This window comes from Streptomyces sp. KPB2 (assembly GCF_003950055.1).
Taxonomy (GTDB): domain Bacteria; phylum Actinomycetota; class Actinomycetes; order Streptomycetales; family Streptomycetaceae; genus Streptomyces; species Streptomyces salinarius.
This window is the reverse complement of sequence record NZ_CP034353.1, coordinates 1,930,408-1,944,652: the sequence shown is the minus strand read 5'-3', so window position 1 is coordinate 1,944,652 and position 14,245 is coordinate 1,930,408. Positions and strand designations below refer to the sequence as shown.

At 72.9% G+C, this 14,245-nt stretch carries 13 protein-coding genes; 8 read left to right on the top strand and 5 right to left on the bottom strand.

What is annotated here, in order from left to right; translation table 11 throughout:
* The first annotated feature begins 107 nt into the window (after positions 1 to 107).
* The 3 genes from D1J63_RS08370 (at position 108) to D1J63_RS08360 (ending at position 3,998) form a co-directional block, all read left to right on the top strand.
* Positions 108 to 1,331 (top strand): arginine deiminase, encoded by a 1,224-nt coding sequence (locus D1J63_RS08370; protein ID WP_164712766.1) that lies wholly within the window; start codon positions 108 to 110, stop codon positions 1,329 to 1,331.
* Positions 1,332 to 1,423: 92 nt separating this feature from the next.
* Positions 1,424 to 2,431 carry an ornithine carbamoyltransferase gene (argF, locus tag D1J63_RS08365; protein WP_125628409.1) on the top strand — a complete coding sequence of 336 codons (1,008 nt, stop codon included), beginning with the start codon at positions 1,424 to 1,426 and terminating at the stop codon, positions 2,429 to 2,431.
* A gap of 127 nt (positions 2,432 to 2,558) precedes the next feature.
* Positions 2,559 to 3,998, top strand: a complete 1,440-nt coding sequence (locus D1J63_RS08360) for an amino acid permease (RefSeq protein WP_125628408.1) — start codon at positions 2,559 to 2,561, stop codon at positions 3,996 to 3,998.
* On the opposite strand, the gene D1J63_RS08355 is transcribed toward D1J63_RS08360, so the two are convergent.
* Positions 3,958 to 4,398, bottom strand: coding sequence for an ATP-binding protein (locus D1J63_RS08355; protein WP_164712765.1), 441 nt, complete (start codon positions 4,396 to 4,398; stop codon positions 3,958 to 3,960). The two genes, D1J63_RS08360 and D1J63_RS08355, sit on opposite strands and share 41 nt — an antisense overlap.
* 194 nt (positions 4,399 to 4,592) lie before the next feature.
* On the opposite strand from D1J63_RS08355, the gene D1J63_RS08350 reads away from it, so the two are divergent.
* Positions 4,593 to 5,420 (top strand): enoyl-CoA hydratase family protein, encoded by an 828-nt coding sequence (locus D1J63_RS08350; RefSeq protein WP_102931005.1) that lies wholly within the window; start codon positions 4,593 to 4,595, stop codon positions 5,418 to 5,420.
* 5 nt (positions 5,421 to 5,425) lie between these two features.
* Complete coding sequence (locus tag D1J63_RS08345; protein WP_125628406.1) at positions 5,426 to 7,831, top strand: bifunctional salicylyl-CoA 5-hydroxylase/oxidoreductase; 2,406 nt, start codon at positions 5,426 to 5,428, stop codon at positions 7,829 to 7,831.
* Here the strand turns inward: D1J63_RS08345 and D1J63_RS08340 are convergent.
* The 3 genes from D1J63_RS08340 to D1J63_RS08330 form a co-directional block, all read right to left on the bottom strand.
* On the bottom strand, positions 7,819 to 8,718 hold the full coding sequence (locus D1J63_RS08340) for a sulfotransferase (RefSeq protein ID WP_125628405.1): 900 nt from the start codon (positions 8,716 to 8,718) through the stop codon (positions 7,819 to 7,821). The two genes, D1J63_RS08345 and D1J63_RS08340, sit on opposite strands and share 13 nt — an antisense overlap.
* An 83-nt stretch (positions 8,719 to 8,801) precedes the next feature.
* A complete protein-coding gene (locus tag D1J63_RS08335; protein WP_125628404.1) occupies positions 8,802 to 9,659 on the bottom strand; it encodes a PaaX family transcriptional regulator C-terminal domain-containing protein in 858 nt (285 codons plus the stop codon).
* Between the two features lie 15 nt (positions 9,660 to 9,674).
* A complete protein-coding gene (locus D1J63_RS08330; RefSeq protein ID WP_125628403.1) occupies positions 9,675 to 11,351 on the bottom strand; it encodes an AMP-binding protein in 1,677 nt (558 codons plus the stop codon).
* A 174-nt stretch (positions 11,352 to 11,525) separates the two neighbouring features.
* Between D1J63_RS08330 and D1J63_RS08325 the strand changes: the two genes are divergently transcribed.
* Genes D1J63_RS08325 through D1J63_RS08315 form a run of 3 tightly spaced genes read left to right on the top strand, consistent with a single transcriptional unit; the run spans position 11,526 to position 13,954 of the window.
* A complete protein-coding gene (locus tag D1J63_RS08325) occupies positions 11,526 to 12,704 on the top strand; it encodes an acyl-CoA dehydrogenase family protein (protein WP_125628402.1) in 1,179 nt (392 codons plus the stop codon).
* Entirely contained in the window at positions 12,701 to 13,099 is a 399-nt protein-coding gene (locus tag D1J63_RS08320; protein WP_125628401.1) for a RidA family protein, read from the top strand. The genes D1J63_RS08325 and D1J63_RS08320 overlap by 4 nt, the downstream gene beginning before the upstream one ends.
* A 27-nt stretch (positions 13,100 to 13,126) precedes the next feature.
* Positions 13,127 to 13,954, top strand: a complete 828-nt coding sequence (locus D1J63_RS08315) for an alpha/beta hydrolase (RefSeq protein WP_125628400.1) — start codon at positions 13,127 to 13,129, stop codon at positions 13,952 to 13,954.
* Positions 13,955 to 13,967: 13 nt separating this feature from the next.
* Here D1J63_RS08315 and D1J63_RS08310 read toward each other — a convergent pair whose 3' ends face one another.
* Positions 13,968 to 14,159, bottom strand: a complete 192-nt coding sequence (locus tag D1J63_RS08310; RefSeq protein WP_102930997.1) for a DUF5999 family protein — start codon at positions 14,157 to 14,159, stop codon at positions 13,968 to 13,970.
* Between the last annotated feature and the right edge of the window lie 86 nt (positions 14,160 to 14,245).

The window sequence follows — 14,245 nt, the reverse complement described above, 5'->3', positions numbered from 1 at the left end:
CGGCGGGGGCACCCCGGCGTCGCACGGGGGCACCCGGAGGGCGCACTGTGGTCACGGGCCCGTGAAAGCGGGGGGTGAACTCGCGTCCGAGTGGTCAGGATGGAGACATGGGATTCCAAGTCGACTCCGAAGCCGGGCGGCTCACCCGCGTCATCCTGCACCGGCCGGATCTCGAGCTCAAAAGGCTCACCCCCAGCAACAAGGACGCCCTTCTCTTCGACGACGTGCTGTGGGTGCGCCGGGCGCGCGCCGAGCACGACGGGTTCGCCGACGTGCTCCGCGACCGCGGGGTGGCGGTGCACCTCTTCGGCGACCTGCTCGCCGAGACCCTGGACGTGCCGGCCGCGCGGCGGCTCGTCCTGGACCGGGTCTTCGACGAGAAGGAGTACGGAGTGCTGGCCACGGACCACCTCCGGGCCGCCTTCGAGACCCTGCCCGCCCACGAACTGGCCGAGTGGCTGGTCGGCGGCATGACCAAGCGGGAGTTCCTGGAGGCGCACCCGGAGCCGACCTCCGTGCGCTTCCACGCCATGGAACTGGACGACTTCCTGCTCGGCCCGCTGCCCAACCACCTCTTCACCCGGGACACCTCGGCCTGGATCTACGACGGCGTGTCGATCAACGCCATGCGCTGGCCCGCCCGGCAGCGCGAGACGGTGCACTTCGAGGCGATCTACCGGCACCACCCGCTCTTCCGCGACGAGACCTTCCACCTCTGGTCCGAGGGGCAGGCCGACTACCCCTCCACCATCGAGGGCGGCGACGTCCTGGTCATCGGCAACGGCGCCGTGCTCATCGGCATGAGCGAGCGCACCACGCCCCAGGCCGTCGAGATGCTCGCCCACAAGCTGTTCGCCGCCGGGTCGGCCCGGACCATCGTGGCCCTCGACATGCCGAAGCGGCGTGCCTTCATGCACCTGGACACGGTGATGACGATGGTCGACGGCGACACCTTCACCCAGTACGCCGGGCTCGGCATGCTCCGCTCGTACACCATCGAGCCGGGCGCCGGGGAGAAGGACCTGAAGGTCACCGACCACCCGCCGGAGCACATGCACCGCGCGATGGCCGCCGCCCTCGGGCTCGGCGAGATCCGGGTCCTCACCGCCACCCAGGACGTCCACGCCGCCGAGCGCGAGCAGTGGGACGACGGCTGCAACGTCCTGGCCGTCGAACCGGGCGTCGTCGTCGCCTACGAACGCAACGCCACCACAAACACCCACCTGCGCAAACAGGGCATCGAGGTGATCGAGATCCCGGGCAGCGAACTGGGCCGGGGCCGGGGCGGGCCGCGCTGCATGAGCTGCCCGGTGGAGCGGGCGGCCGTCTAGAGGGGCGGGAAGGGGGCTTCTGTATATAAATTCAGAACTTCGTATAGACTTCCAGAAGTCAGTCCCCGACCCCGCACCTCTGGAGTGCCCCCATGGCGACAGTCCCGACCGCCCTCGCCGGCCGCCACTTCCTCAAGGAGCTCGATGTCACCGAGGAGGAGTTCCGCGGCCTGGTCGAGCTGGCCGCGGAGCTGAAGGCCGCCAAGCGGGCCGGGACCGAGACGCGGTACCTCACCGGCAAGAACATCGCGCTGATCTTCGAGAAGACCTCGACCCGCACCCGCTGCGCGTTCGAGGTCGCCGCCGCCGACCAGGGTGCCTCGACCACGTACCTGGACCCGGCCGGCTCGCAGATCGGCCACAAGGAGTCCGTGAAGGACACCGCGCGCGTGCTGGGGCGGATGTTCGACGGCATCGAGTACCGCGGCGACAGCCAGGCCAAGGTCGAGGAGCTGGCGGCCTTCGCCGGCGTCCCCGTCTACAACGGCCTGACCGACGACTGGCACCCCACCCAGATGCTCGCCGACGTCCTCACCATGACCGAGCACAGCGACCGCCCCCTGCGGGAGATCACCTTCGCCTACCTCGGCGACGCCCGCTTCAACATGGGCAACTCCTACCTGGTCACCGGCGCCCTGCTCGGCATGGACGTGCGCATCGTCGCCCCGAAGTCCTACTGGCCCGCCCAGGAGGTCGTCGACCGGGCGAACGCGCTCGCCGAGACCAGCGGGGCGCGCATCACCCTCACCGAGACCGTGGCCGACGGGGTGCGCGGCGCCGACTTCGTCGTCACCGACGTCTGGGTCTCCATGGGCGAGCCCAAGGAGGTCTGGGCCGAGCGGATCAAGGCCCTCGCGCCCTACGCCGTGACCATGGACGTCCTGCGCGCCACCGGCAACCCGGACGTCAAATTCCTGCACTGCCTGCCCGCCTTCCACGACCTGGGCACCAAGGTCGGCCAGGAGATCTTCGCGGCCCACGGGCTCGACTCCCTGGAGGTCACCGACGAGGTCTTCGAGTCCGAGCACTCCGTCGTCTTCGACGAGGCGGAGAACCGGCTGCACACCATCAAGGCCGTCCTCGTGGCCACCCTCGCCTGACGTCTTCTTCACAGCCCGCCCGACCAGGACCTATGCTGACCGGCGGTTCCGGAGCCACCCCTTCCGGTGCCGCCGGCCGCGACCACCGTCGCGCCCCCCGCACCACCAGAAACGAGCACCACCCGCAATGCCCGCTTCCCGCGTCAAGTCCCCCCACCTGCTGGTCGCCGAATCCGGCGCCGACCGCGAAGGCCACGGCCTCAAGCGCACGATGGGCCTGTTCCAGCTCGTCTGCTTCGGCGTCGGCGCGATCGTCGGCACCGGCATCTTCGTCGGCCTGTCCGACTCCGTGGCCGAGGCCGGCCCGGCCGTCGTCGTCTCCTTCGTCCTGGCCGCGATCACCTGCGTGTTCACCGCGTTCTCCTTCGCCGAGCTGGGCGGCGCGATCCCGGTCTCCGGCTCCTCGTACTCCTTCGCCTACGCCGGACTCGGCGAGCGCACCGCCTTCCTCGTCGGCTGGTGCCTGCTCCTGGAGTACGGCGTGTCGGTCTCGGCGGTCGCGGTCGGCTGGAGCCAGTACGTCAACGAACTGCTCGACAGCGTCCTCGGCGTCCAGCTCCCGCACGCCCTGTCCGCGGGCCCCGGCGACGGCGGCGCCGTCAACCTGCCGGCGGTGATCGTCATCGCCCTGGCCTGCGTGCTGCTGGTGCGCGGGGTGCGGGAGAGCGCCCGCGCCACGGCCGCCATGGCCGTCCTCAAGCTGGCCGTCCTCGTCGCCTTCTGCGCCATCGGCTTCTACGCCTTCAAGGACGGCAACCTCACCCCGTTCTCCCCGGCCGGCCTCGGCGGCATCGGCGCCGGCACCACGGCCGCCTTCTTCTCGTACATCGGCTTCGACGCGATCACCACGGCCGGCGAGGAGGCCAAGAACCCCCGCCGGGACATCCCCGTCGCGATCCTGGTCTGCATCGGCCTGGTCACGCTGCTGTACTGCGCGGTCGCCGTCGCCGCGATCGGCGCCGTCGGCGGCGACCAGGTCGGCGACCGGCCCGCCGCGCTCTCCTACGTCGTCGACGAGGTCACCGGCTCCGCGATCGGCGGCGGCGTGGTCGCCTTCGGCGCGGTCGTCGCCATCGCCTCGGTGGTGCTCGCCGTGATGTACGGCCAGACCCGCATCCTGATGTCGATGTCCCGGGACGGACTGATCCCCCGGGTCTTCGAGAAGGTCTCCCCGCGCACGTCGACGCCCGTCGCCGGCACCCTGATCGTCGGCGTGGTCTTCGCCCTGCCGGCCGCCTTCGCCCCGCTCGACGCGGTGGTCAACCTGTGCACCATCGGCACCCTCGCCACGATGGCCGCCGTCAACGTCTCGGTGATCACCCTGCGCCGCCGCGAGCCGGGTCTCGCCCGTACCTTCCGGGTCCCGCTGTACCCGGTGACGCCGCTGCTCGGGGTCGGCTTCTGCCTGTACCTGATGTACGAGACGGGCGGCGCCACCTGGCTGCAGTTCGCGGTGTTCCTCGCGGTGGGTCTACTGGTCTACAGCGCCTACGGCCGCCGCCACTCCCGCCTGGCCCGGGCCGCCGTCAGCGCGGACGACGCTGAGCGGGTACCGCAGGAAGCCTGAACCAGACCGCCTTGCCCGCCCCGGTGGGCCGGTGGCCGCAGGACGAGCTGAGGGCGCGGATCAGCAGCAGACCGCGCCCGCCCTCCCGCCACGGGTCGGGCGGCTCCACGTCCGGCCGGGTGAGGTCGGCGGGCGGCGCCGGGTCCGGGTCGTGCACCTCGACCTGGCAGGCGGTCGGCCTCAGCTCCACCACCAGCTCGATCGGGGTCCGGCCCACCGAGGTGTGCTCGACGGCGTTGGCGACCAGCTCCGCCGTGAGCAGCTCCGCGGTGTCCCCGTCGGCCGTGTGCTCCAGCTCGGCCAGGGCGTTGCGCACCAGCGCACGCGCCACCGGCACGGCCGCGGCGGAGTGCGGCAGCGCGATGCGCCAGGAGGCGGGTGCGGGGGAGTGATCGTGCACGGCGGGTCCGTTTCGTGGAGCAGGGGCGTCCTGTCCTGCTTTCAACCTTATGAATGGTACGGCGCCACCCGGCAGAGCCGTTCGACGGGCACCCCTCGGGACCTTCGCCCCTCGACACGGACCCCTCCGACGCCCTTCACGTCGTATCGCGCACTCGTGACGACAGTCACGGATGAGTGATAACTTCGAGTGTCATGAGTCCCTTCACCGGCTCGGCCGCCCCCACCCCCGACTGGCGGCACCTGCGTGTCGAGATCACCGACGGCGTCGCCACCGTCACCCTCGCCCGCCCCGACAAGCTCAACGCGCTCACCTTCGAGGCCTACGCCGACCTGCGCGACCTGCTCGCCGAGCTGTCCCGCCGGCGATCCGTGCGCGCCCTGGTGCTGGCCGGCGAGGGGCGCGGCTTCTGCTCCGGCGGCGACGTGGACGAGATCATCGGCGCCACCCTGTCCATGGACACCGCGACGCTCCTCGACTTCAACCGGATGACGGGCCAGGTGGTGCGGGCGGTACGGGAGTGCCCGTTCCCGGTGATCGCCGCCCTGCACGGCGTCGCCGCGGGCGCGGGCGCCGTCCTCGCCCTGGCCGCCGACTTCCGCGTCGCCGACCCCTCCGCCCGCTTCGCCTTCCTCTTCACCCGCGTCGGCCTCTCCGGCGGCGACATGGGCGCCGCGTACCTGCTGCCCCGCGTGGTCGGCCTCGGTCACGCCACCCGCCTGCTGATGCTCGGCGACGCGGTCCGCGCGCCCGAGGCCGAGCGCATCGGCCTGATCAGCGAACTGACCGAGGAGGGCCGCGCCGACGAGGCCGCCCACGCCCTGGCCCGCCGCCTGGCCGACGGCCCGGCCCTGGCCCACGCCCAGACCAAGGCCCTCCTCACGGCAGAGCTGGACATGCCCCTGGCGGCAGCGATCGAACTGGACGCCTCGACCCAGGCCCTGCTGATGACCGGCGAGGACTACGCAGAGTTCCACGCCGCCTTCACAGAAAAACGCCCCCCGAAATGGCAAGGGAGGTAGGGCAGATGTTGTCAACGCGGGGAAGCACAGCCGACCTAGGGGCGCGGGGCTGTGTCGATCAGCGGCTCCGCCGCGGGGCGCGACCAGCCACAACGAACCCGCAGCCGCCCGCGAAGACAAGCCACCCCCTACGCGCCGCGATCATCGGTGGCGGCCCCGGCGGCCTCTACACCGCCGCCCTCCTCAAACGCCTCGCCCCCGACCGCGAGATCACCGTCTACGAGCGCAACGCCCCCGACGACACCTTCGGCTTCGGCGTGGTCCTCTCCGACGAGACCCTCGGCGGCATCGAACACGCCGACCCCGTCGTCCACGAGGCCCTCAAGGCCCACTTCGTCCGCTGGGACGACATCGACATCGTCCACCGGAACACCCGCCACACCTCCGGAGGACACCGCTTCGCCGCCCTCGGCCGCCGCCGCCTCCTCGAAATCCTGCACGACCGCTGCCGCGACCTCGGCGTGGACCTGCGCTTTCGCACCGAGGCCCCGCCCCCCGACCGGCTCGCCCGGACCCACGACCTCGTCGTCGCCGCCGACGGCGTGCACAGCGCCACCCGCGAGGCGTACCGCGACGTCTTCCGGCCGCGGCTCACGCCCCACCGCTGCCGCTACATCTGGCTCGCCGCCGACTTCGCCTTCGACGCCTTCCGCTTCGAGATCGCCGAGACCGAGCACGGCGTGATGCAGCTCCACGGCTACCCCTACTCACCCGACGCCTCCACCGTCATCGTCGAGATGCGCGAGGAGGTCTGGCGGGCGGCCGGCTTCGACGAACTCGACGAAGCGGAGTCCACCGCCCGCTGCGCCAAGATCTTCACCGAGGCCCTCGGCGGCCGCCCCCTGCGGTCCAACAAGTCCGCGTGGACCACCTTCCGCACGGTCGTCAACGAACGCTGGTCGCACGGCAACGTCGTCCTGCTCGGCGACGCCGCCCACACCGCCCACTTCTCCATCGGCTCCGGCACCAAACTCGCCGTGGAGGACGCCCTCGCGCTCGCCGCCTGTCTGGAGGAGCAGCCCACCCTCCCGCAGGCGCTCGCCGCCTACGAGGAGGAGCGGCGCCCCGTCGTCGCGTCCACGCAGCGGGCGGCCAAGGCCAGCCTGGAGTGGTTCGAGGACCTGGCCCGGTACCTCGGCCAGCCACCGCGCCAGTTCGCCTTCAACCTGCTCACCCGCAGCCGCCGGGTCACCCACGAGAACCTGCGGCTGCGCGACGCCGGCTTCACCGACGCCGTCGAGCGCGAGTTCGGCTGCCCGCCCGGCACGCCGCCGATGTTCACCCCGTTCCGGCTGCGCGGCCTGACCCTGCGCAACCGTGTCGTCGTCTCCGCGATGGACATGTACTCGGCCACCGACGGCGTCCCCGGCGACTTCCACCTGGTCCACTTGGGGGCCAGGGCCCTCGGCGGTGCCGCCCTCGTGATGACCGAAATGGTGTGCGTCAGCCCTGAGGGCCGCATCACCCCCGGCTGCGCGGGCCTCTACACCGGCCGCCAGGGCGAGGCGTGGCGGCGGATCACCGACTTCGTGCACGCCGGCGCACCCGGCACCGCGATCGGCGTGCAGCTCGGCCACAGCGGGCGCAAGGGCTCGACCCGGCTGATGTGGGAGGGCATGGACGAACCGCTGCCCGACGGCAACTGGCCCCTCGTGGCCCCCTCCCCGCTGCCGTACCGGCCGGGCAGCCAGGTCCCGCGCGAGCTGTCGCGGGCCCAACTCGCCGACGTGCGCCAGCAGTTCAGGGCCGCTGCCGAACGGGCCGGCCAGGCCGGTTTCGACCTGCTCGAACTGCACTGCGCCCACGGCTATCTGCTCTCCGGCTTCCTCTCCCCGCTCACCAACCACCGCACCGACGCCTACGGCGGCTCACTGGAGAAGCGGCTGCGTTTCCCGCTGGAGGTCTTCGACGCCGTACGCGAGGTGTGGCCCGGGGAACGGCCCATGACGGTGCGGATCTCCGCCACCGATTGGGCCGAGGGCGGCACGAGCGCCGAGGAGGCGGTGGAGATCGCCCGGGCCTTCGCCGCGCACGGGGCCGACGCCATCGACGTGTCCACGGGCCAGGTCGTGTCCGGTGAACGGCCCGAGTTCGGGCGGTCGTACCAGACGCCGTACGCCGACCGCATCCGGCACGAGGCGGGCGTGCCGGTGATCGCCGTCGGCGCGATCTCCTCCTGGGACGACGTCAACTCGCTGATCCTGGCCGGACGCACCGACCTGTGCGCGCTGGCCCGCCCCCACCTCTACGACCCGCACTGGACGCTGCACGCCGCCGCCGAGCAGGGCTACGACGGGCCGGGCGCCGTCTGGCCGGCGCCGTACCGGGCGGGCAGCCGGCCGCCGCGCACCGGACGCACCGATGCCCCCAAGCCGAGGCTGACGTTGCACGGCCCGCGTCAGGACGTGTAGCCCCAGGCCGCGCACATCGGGCGCAGCCGCTCCGGGACCTCGTCCTCCCGGGGCAGCGCGCGGCCGGGCTGCACGGTGCCGGTGCGGATGTTCTCGCGCCAGTCGCCCAGGCCCCGGACCAGTTCGGCGCTGCTCTTCCTGCCGTAGTTCAGCATGGCCGGCGCGTAGTCGACGTCGAGGTACGCGCACAGGCGGCGCATCTCGCGCTCGGGGTCGTCGGTGATGTCCTCGTAGCGCACGGTGAAGCCGTCGGCGTCGGCCGTGCGGGCCTCCTCGACGGCCGTCATGTAGCGCAGCACGTCCGTGACGGCCGTGTCGTGCGGTCGCTTCACCGGGTCGCTCTCGTGCCAGGAACGGGCGATCGACTCGGGGTGGCGCAGCAGGAAGACGAAGCGCGCGTCGGGCCAGCAGTCCTTGAGGCGCCGGTACATGTACGCGTTGGCCGGGGTCTTCTCGACCACGTGGTCCTTGCCGGACCTGGTGAGTTCGCGGTGCAGGACCCGGTCCCACAGCAGGTGTTCCAGGTCGCCGCGCCGCAGGCCGAGTTCGCTCATCGCTCGCTCGGAGTGCCAGTTGGTGCAGGCGACCTCCAGCCGGCCGATGTGCAGCTCGTGCGGGGCGTGCAGCCGCGGATGGGCGCCCATCATCATGCGCAGCAGGGTGGAACCGGAACGGATGGACGAGATGATGAAGACGGGCCGGCGCAGCAGGCGCTCGGTCGGCAGTTCCCCGGCCGGCGGACATCGGTAGGCGGCGGGCTGCCGCGCCGCGGGCTTGGCAGCGGCGGACTTCTTGCTCTGCTTCCCCTTCGCCGTCTGGGGTGCTCTCCGTACCTGGAGGCCGGTGGTGACGGTGAGGGCCCGGTTCAAGTTGCGCGCGAGACTCATGTCTCCGCACGGTAGGTGGGAAACCTGAGAAGAGGATCTGAGAGGGCTGAGGGTTCGCTGATCCCGTTGAAATGTGACGTGAATCACTGTCCGGAAGGCGGAGTTGGTCCCGTGGCGGGCCCCATGTCCGCATAGCGGGCGCCCGCGTCGCGCAGCCGCTCGTGCAGCGCCCGGAAGACGGCCGCCGAGCGCGTGCCCGGCCAGTCCCCGGGCAGCAGCCGGGCGGGCAGCCCCGGATCCGTGTAGGGCAGGTGCCGCCACGAGTCCAGGGCCAGGAGATAGTCGCGGTAGGCCTCCTCGGGCGGGGTGTCCGCGCGGCGCTCCCAGTCGCGCAGTACGCGCGCGTGCCGGTCGAGGAACGCCTCGTGCTCCTTGGCGATCGCGGCCAGGTCCCACCAGCGGGCCACCGCCTCGGCGGTCGGGGTGAAGCCCAGGTGCTCACCGCGGAAGAAGTCCACGTAGGAGTCCAGGCCCAGGCGGCCCAGGGCGTGCCGGGTCTCCTCGTACAGCCGGGCCGGGGCGATCCACACGCCGGGGGCGGCGGTGCCGAAGCCGAGCCCGGCCAGGCGCGAGCGCAGGACGTGCCGCTTCTGCCGCTCCGACTCGGGCACGGAGAACACGGCGAGCACCCAGCCCTCGTCCTCGCGGGGTGCGGTGGCGTAGACGCGCCGGTCTCCGTCGTCCAGCAGTTCCCGGGCCTCGGCGGAGAGCTCGTAACCGGCCGCGCCCTCGGTCGTACGGGCGGGCAGCAGCAGCCCGCGCCGCTTCAGCCGGGACACGGACGAGCGTACGGAGGGCGCGTCCACCCCGACCGCCGCCAGCAGCCGGATCAGCTCGGCGACGGGCACCGGCCCCGGCGCACAACGGCCGTAGGCGCCGTAGAGCGTGACGATGAGGGACCTCGGGGCGTGCTGCACGTGCTGGTCGGACACGTTGATCATCTTATGTCGTCGGCGTCAGGCCCGGCCGCCCAGGGGATCCGGACGAGCACCGGGAGCGGCGGCGGGACCGGGGCCGGGAGCGTCCAGGAGGCGGTAGCGCTGGAGCTTCCCGGTCGCCGTGCGCGGCAGCGCGTCCAGGAAGACGATCTCCCGCGGACACTTGTACGGCACCAGCTCCGACCGCAGGAAGTCGCGCAACGCGTCCGCGTCCCGCACGGCCCCCTCCCGCAGCACCGCGTGCGCCACGACGACCTGCCCCCGGCGTGGGTCGGGCCGGCCCACCACCGCCGCCTCCACCACGTCCGGATGGCGCAGCAGCGCGTCCTCCACCTCCGGCCCGGCGATGTTGTAGCCGGCGGAGATGATCATGTCGTCGGCGCGGGCCACGTACCGGAAGTACCCGTCGGGTTCGCGGACGTAGGTGTCCCCGGTGACGTTCCAGCCGTCGCGCACGTACTCGCGCTGGCGCGGATCGGCGAGGTAGCGGCACCCGACCGGGCCGCGCACCGCCAGCAGCCCCGGCTCCCCGTCGGGCACCGGCCCGCCCCGCTCGTCCTGCACGCGCGCGTGCCACCCCGGCACCGGAACGCCCGTCGTGCCGGGCCTGATGGCGTCGTCCGCCGCGGACACGAAGATGTGCAGCAGTTCGGTGGCGCCGATGCCGTTGATGATGCGCAGGCCGGTGCGCTCGTGCCAGGCCCGCCAGGTGGCCTCGGGCAGGTTCTCGCCCGCCGAGACGCAGCGCCTGAGGCTGCTCACGTCGTACGCGTCCAGCTCGTCCAGCAGCGTCCGGTACGCCGTCGGCGCGGTGAACAGCACCGACACCCGGTGCTCGGCGATCGCCGGCAACAACTGCTTGGGCCCCGCCTGTTCGAGCAGCAGGGCACTCGCCCCGGCCCGCAGCGGGAAGACCACGAGACCGCCGAGCCCGAAGGTGAAGCCGAGCGGCGGGCTGCCCGCGAAGACGTCGTCCGGGCGCGGCTTCAGCACCTGCGCGGAGAAGGTGTCCGCGATCGCCAGCACATCGCGGTGGAAGTGCATGCAGCCCTTGGGGCGCCCCGTGGTGCCGGAGGTGAACGCGATGAGCGCCACGTCGTCGGCGGCGGTGTCGACGGCCTCGTACGGCGTGCCGGGCACCGCGCCGGACGCCGTACGGGACCGCAGGTCGTCCGGCGCGTCCCCGCCGAAGGCCGTGATGCGCAGGCCGGCGATCTCCGCCTTGGCGAGGTCGTCGACCGCCCGGACGTCGCACAGCGCGTGCCGCACCCGGGCGATGTCGCAGATCGCGCGCAGCTCGTGCGGGCGCTGCTGGGCCAGTACGGTCACCGCCACCGCGCCCGCCTTCAGCACCGCCAGCCAGCAGGCGGCCAGCCAGGGGGTGGTGGGGCCGCGCAGCAGCACCCGGTTGCCCGGGACGACACCGAGGTCGCCGGTCAGCACGTGCGCGATCCGGTCGACGCGCTCCCGCAGCCCGCCGTAGGTCCAGGTGTCCCCGGACGCGGTGCGGAAGGCCGGGCGGTCGCCGGGCGGGCCGGTGAGCAGCTCGGCCGCGCAGTTCAGCCGGGCCGGGTAGCGCAGCTCGGGCAGCTCGAAGAGAAGCTCCGGCCACTGCTCGGGGGGCGGCAGGTGGTCCCGCGCGAAGGTGTCGACGTGGGCGGAGCGGTGCGGGTCCGCGTGGCGCGGATCGGCCATGGCGGTTCGCCCCCTTTGTCGTGGTGGGCTCGCGCAACGAGCGTATCGTGTTGGTGACGACAGTCAACGGGGCGCGATAACCTCGGCCGTGGACCGACGGCACGTCCGGCGGCCCGTCCGGTGGGCCGGAAGCCGGGCGCAGGCAGGGCAGGGGAGCAGGGGAAGGGACGGCCGATGACCGCATTCTCGCTCGAACCGGCACAACTCACCTGGTGCGACGAGCTGCGCGCCCTCGCCGCCGAACGGCTGCGCCCGCTCGCGGAGAAGGGCGAGCCGGGCCGCGTCAACCGCGCCCTGGTCGCCGAGCTCGGCGCCCTCGGCCTGCTGCCCCGCCTGTTCACCTCGGGCGCGCTCGACCTGTGCCTGATGCGCGAGTCCCTCGCCCACGCCTGCACCGAGGCCGAGACCGCCCTCGCCCTCCAGGGCCTCGGCGCCCACCCGGTGCACGCCCACGGCACCGAGGCCCAGCGCGCCCGCTGGCTCCCCCGCGTCAGCGACGGCACCGCGGTGGCCGCCTTCGCCCTCAGCGAGCCCGACGCGGGCTCGGACGCGGCGGCCCTGTCACTGCGGGCGGAACCGGACGCCGGGAGCGGCGCGGGAAGCCCCGGCTGGCGGCTCACCGGCGAGAAGTGCTGGATCTCCAACGCCCCCGAGGCCGACTTCTACACCGTGTTCGCCCGCACCACCCCCGGCGCCGGCGCCCGCGGCGTCACCGCCTTCCTCGTGCCCGCCGACCGCCCCGGCCTCACCGGCACCCCGATCGACATGCTCTCGCCGCACCCCATCGGCGCCCTCGCCTTCGACGCCGTGCCCGTCACCGCGGACGACGTCCTGGGCGAACCGGACCGCGGCTTCCGGGTCGCCATGGACACCCTCAACCTGTTCCGCCCCAGCGTCGGCGCCTTCGCCGTCGGCATGGCCCAGGCCGCCCTGGACGCCGCCCTCGCGCACACCACCGCCCGCGACGCCTTCGGCGGCAAGCTGCGCGACCTGCAGACCGTCTCCCACCAGGTCGCCGAGATGGCCCTGCGCACCGAGGCCGCCCGCCTGATGGTGTACGCGGCGGCGACGGCGTACGACGCGGGCGCGCCGGACGTCCCCCGGCGCGCGGCGATGGCGAAGCTCCTCGCCACCGAGACTGCCCAGTACGTCGTCGACAAGGCAGTCCAGCTGCACGGCGCCCGCGCCCTGCGCCGCGGCCACCTCCTCGAACACCTCTACCGCGAGGTGCGCGCACCCCGCGTCTACGAGGGCGCGAGCGAGGTGCAGCGCGGCATCGTCGCAAAGGAGCTGTACCGGACGTACCGGACGCAGCGGGCTCAGGACACCACCACCGAGGAGGCCGGAGCATGACCGCCGAACGGGTGAACCCGCCCGAACTCTCCCCGCCCACCGGCTTCTCACACGCCGTCGTCGCCACCGGCACCCGCGTCGTCTTCCTGGCCGGCCAGACCGCCCTCGACACCGACGGCAAGGTCACCGGCGACACCCTCTCCGCCCAGTTCGAGCAGGCCCTCACCAATCTCCTCGCCGCCCTGCGCGCCGCCGGCGGCACCCCCGCCGACCTCGCCCGCGTCACCGTCTACGCCACCGACGTCGCCGCCTACCGCACCCACGCCGCCGACCTCGGCCGCACCTGGCGGGAGCTGGCCGGCCGCGACTACCCGGCGATGGCGGTCGTGGAGGTCGTACGACTCTGGGACGAAAGGGCGTTGGTGGAACTCGACGGGTTCGCCGTACTGCCGTAGCGCACCCGCCGCCCCTACCATTCCGGCATGCCGGACATCGAACTGAGCGCGGGAACCATCGAGTACGAGGACACCGGCGGCGACGGCCCGGTCGTCGTCCTCCTCCACGGCCTCGTCCACGACCGGACCGTCTGGCGCAAGGTCATCGCCGACCTGCGCACCGACCACCGGGTGATCGCGCCGACCCTGCCCTACGGCGCCCACCGCCGCCCCATGCGCCGACCGCCCACCCCCGACCTGGTCAACGACCTGATCGCCGAGTTCCTCGACCGCCTCGACCTCACCGACGTCACCCTCGTCGAGAACGACTGCGGACGCACCCAGACGGTGGCCGCCCGGCACCCGCAGCGCCTCGCACGGCTGGCCCTCGTCGCGTGCGAGGCGTTCGACAACTACCCGCCGGGCCTGCCGGGAAAGCTGATCGGAGTCGCCTGCCGGACGCCCGGCGGCGTGTCCGCGCTGGTCCGCACCCTGGGCCTCAAACCGCTGCGCCGCCTGCCCGTCGGCATCGGCGCCCTCACCAAGCGGCCGGTGCCGGACGCGGTCGTCGACGGCTGGCTGCACCCGCTGCGCACCGACCCGGCGATCCGCCGCGACTTCCGCCACTACGGCACACACGTGCGCCGCGACGAACTCCTGGAAGCCGCCCAGGGGTTGCGGAGGTTCGACCGGCCCGCACTCGTCGTCTGGGCGACCGAGGACCTGATGATGCCCCGCGCCCACGGCCGACGCCTGGCCGAACTCCTCCCGCGGGGAAGGCTGGTGGAGGTCGAGGACACCCGGACGCTGATCCCCGAGGACCAGCCCGAGCTGCTCGCCACCCTGCTGCGGGAGTTCGTCGCCGGGAAGCGCTGACCCGCGGAAGCGGTCAGGCGGCCATCGCGAGCGGTCCGCCCGGCAGCCGGTGCGGGGCGACGACCAAGCCGTCGGGCCGCAGTTCGCCGGTGTCGTCGAAGACGAGCGTGCCGTCGCACAGCAGGTTCCACCCCTGCTCCGGGTGGGCGGCGACGACGTGCGCGCGGGCGTCGGTTGCGGGGCAGGAAGGCCGGTGGGTACACATGGCGCACCTCCGTGTCGGGAGACCGTCCCTTCGTCGGGACCGTCGCGTGCACCGACCGTGCGCCCACCGGCGAGTCGCCGCCAAGA

Excerpts from the sequence above, each read along its gene's own strand:
- D1J63_RS08370 (WP_164712766.1), top strand. The coding sequence starts at position 108 with ATGGGATTCCAAGTCGACTCCGAAGCCGGGCGGCTCACCCGCGTCATC.
- argF (WP_125628409.1), top strand. The coding sequence starts at position 1,424 with ATGGCGACAGTCCCGACCGCCCTCGCCGGCCGCCACTTCCTCAAGGAG.
- D1J63_RS08325 (WP_125628402.1), top strand. The coding sequence starts at position 11,526 with ATGACCGCATTCTCGCTCGAACCGGCACAACTCACCTGGTGCGACGAG.
- D1J63_RS08360 (WP_125628408.1), top strand. The coding sequence starts at position 2,559 with ATGCCCGCTTCCCGCGTCAAGTCCCCCCACCTGCTGGTCGCCGAATCC.
- D1J63_RS08345 (WP_125628406.1), top strand. The coding sequence starts at position 5,426 with ATGTTGTCAACGCGGGGAAGCACAGCCGACCTAGGGGCGCGGGGCTGT.
- D1J63_RS08315 (WP_125628400.1), top strand. The coding sequence starts at position 13,127 with ATGCCGGACATCGAACTGAGCGCGGGAACCATCGAGTACGAGGACACC.
- D1J63_RS08320 (WP_125628401.1), top strand. The coding sequence starts at position 12,701 with ATGACCGCCGAACGGGTGAACCCGCCCGAACTCTCCCCGCCCACCGGC.
- D1J63_RS08330 (WP_125628403.1), bottom strand. The coding sequence starts at position 11,351 with ATGGCCGATCCGCGCCACGCGGACCCGCACCGCTCCGCCCACGTCGAC.
- D1J63_RS08350 (WP_102931005.1), top strand. The coding sequence starts at position 4,593 with ATGAGTCCCTTCACCGGCTCGGCCGCCCCCACCCCCGACTGGCGGCAC.
- D1J63_RS08340 (WP_125628405.1), bottom strand. The coding sequence starts at position 8,718 with ATGAGTCTCGCGCGCAACTTGAACCGGGCCCTCACCGTCACCACCGGC.
- D1J63_RS08310 (WP_102930997.1), bottom strand. The coding sequence starts at position 14,159 with ATGTGTACCCACCGGCCTTCCTGCCCCGCAACCGACGCCCGCGCGCAC.
- D1J63_RS08335 (WP_125628404.1), bottom strand. The coding sequence starts at position 9,659 with ATGATCAACGTGTCCGACCAGCACGTGCAGCACGCCCCGAGGTCCCTC.